General features: G+C 60.8%; 1 protein-coding gene. It reads right to left on the bottom strand.

Features of this window, described 5'->3' with window-relative positions:
* Positions 1-1,522, bottom strand: a 1,522-nt coding sequence (locus tag EJI01_RS28175) for a DUF6531 domain-containing protein (RefSeq protein ID WP_260602735.1), incomplete at its 3' end; no start/stop codon positions are given.
* Positions 1,523-2,288: the final 766 nt, after the last annotated feature.

Here is a 2,288-nt window from a genome sequence, read left to right as displayed (position 1 = left end):
ACCCGCTCGTGCCGGCACCGATCGTTCGTGTGAGCATCCGGTCACGCGCATCCCAGGTGTATGTGGTGGACAGTCCATTGGCTTCGGTCTGGGTTACGAGGCGGTTGGCACTGTCATAGCCGTACAGGCTGGCGTGGCCCAGCGCATTCGTCGACTTCGTGACGTTGCCCGACGTGTCGTACTCATGGCTGGTGACCGCGCCGTTGGGCGCGGTCTCCGTGACAACCAGACCCTGAGCGTTGTAGGCCCACTGCCAGGTGCGAGCGGTGTTGGGCGGGCTGTTCCTATCGGTGACGGTCTTGCTGGTGAGATTGCCTTGCCCGTCATAGCTGAAGGCTGTGGTTCGGCCGGCCTCAGTGATCAGCGCAGGAAGTCCAAAGCTGGCATGCCACTGCGTGGTGATGGTCTGGGCTTCGGGAGTACCGACAGCGCGGGTCACCGACGTTGGCAGGCGGCGTGCGGTATCCCAGCCGGTATCCGTGCGCACGTTCTTGAAATCTGTCTCGCTGGTGACCAAGCCGTTCGCGTCCTGGGCGCGCGTCTTGGCATCGACTTCGTCTTCTCCGGATGTCAGCCCCCCGGACGTCACCACGATCTTGCTGGCGTTGAAGCCATATCGATAGGTTCGACCGGTGCCCAAAGGGTCGGTCACTGTCGCGGTGCCGGGTGATCCATAACTGACCTGATAGCGTTGGACTCCCCCATTGAGTTCGGTCGTGACGGCCCGCCCAAAGCTGTCGTATGCAAAGGTGCCCCATCGGGCCCCACTTTCGTCGAGAATGCCGGTGAGCGCCTGCGGAAAGCTAGCGTTCTCATAGACGAAGCTGCGACTCTTTCCGTCGGGGTACTGAACCGAAGCGAGGCGGCCCTGAGCGTCATAGCCGAAGCTGATGGTGCGGGCATCCGGCGTCGTGATTCCGGTGAGCTGTCCCGCACCGTTGTGGACGAAGGTCAGGCTGCGACCAAACGGATTGGCCACAGTGGCAAGACGGCCGGCCGCGTCGTAGGCATAGACAGTGACCCAGCCATTGCGTTCGGCCCTGCTTTGCAGCTTCCCGACTCCGTCGAAGTTGAATGTCACATCATCGGAGGCGCGCTTGTACGCCAATGCGTTCGGGCCGAGCTCGACCAGCGTATCGGCGGTGTTGTTAGCACTCCATGTCGAGGCACCCGAGGGCTTGGTGAAGGTTTGGGTTTCTCCGTTGGGAGCGGCAACAGTTGCCGTCGTAAGATTGCCGTCCGAGGTGATCGACAGACTGAAATGGTGGCTATGCGACCAGGTCTGCCCCATTCCAGCCTGTGGCCCAGAAGAGCCCGTACTCCATCTGCTCCTGTGATACCGCTCGAAGGACAATGGGGCGGGACCGCGATCCGACCAATCGAGCTCGGCACGGTACTTCTCAGCCGTCGCTGGCAGGATCGGATGACCTTTCTGAAATCCGTCAACCCTGCAGGAGAGCGCTCCTCCGAATTTGGGAACAATGCATCCGTTACCCTCTTCCACATACCCGGCATTGCACATGCAGTAGGCACCACTGGTGAGCGTACTCCCGGTAGGGCAGATATTTCCCGCAGGACGAATCGAATAGGTACCCGGTTGCTTGGTGCCGTCTGGCCTTATCGAGTTATATGAACAGACCCACGGGTACGAGTTGCTGAATCCAACGTACTCAACTCCGACAATGTAGTAAAGGTCCGGGTTGGCGTTGATCTCGGCGTTCCACGCATCGAACGTTGCGACACATGCGCCGGCGTCCGGCATCAGGCCGGGCCCCCAGACCACATGGAATGGATAAGAGAGGCTGTATGTGACCCACGTTCCCGTTGCGGGAAATGTCGCGTGGGCACTGCCCAGAAGAAAGAGCTGAACCAGCAAAGCGCACACCAGGCGTCCGATCCATGCTCCAGACCAGCGGCGAGCGCGCGAGCGAAGCATGGCCGATGAGGGCCTTTGATTCTTCATCTTCTCCTCCGCCGCAGGGCATCCGCTGTGGCCGCGCCACTCTACTTGCACGGAGAGCAATGCGTCAATTCACCTTTGGTGGGTTCGGCCGCGAGAGAGCCGGGGAAGGGTGAGTTCGGTCCTTCGTTTCCCCGAACTTCCGTTCATGCCCTCCAGCAGAGTATCGGGGGGCAGCGATCGATCGAGTGCTTCAGAGACAGGTTCTAGTCCGAATGCTGTCGTGCCCGCCGAATGGCTGGTCCTGGGCCGACTGTAGCCAGCGCTGGAGCGCCTGCTAAGAACTGCCACAGAAAAAACTGGAGGGGCGTGACGAAGTTCCGGTATT

This window comes from Variovorax sp. MHTC-1 (genome assembly GCF_003984645.1).
Classification (GTDB): domain Bacteria; phylum Pseudomonadota; class Gammaproteobacteria; order Burkholderiales; family Burkholderiaceae_C; genus Variovorax.
The sequence above is the reverse complement of the archived record's forward strand: the minus strand, read 5'-3'. Positions and strand labels throughout refer to the sequence as shown.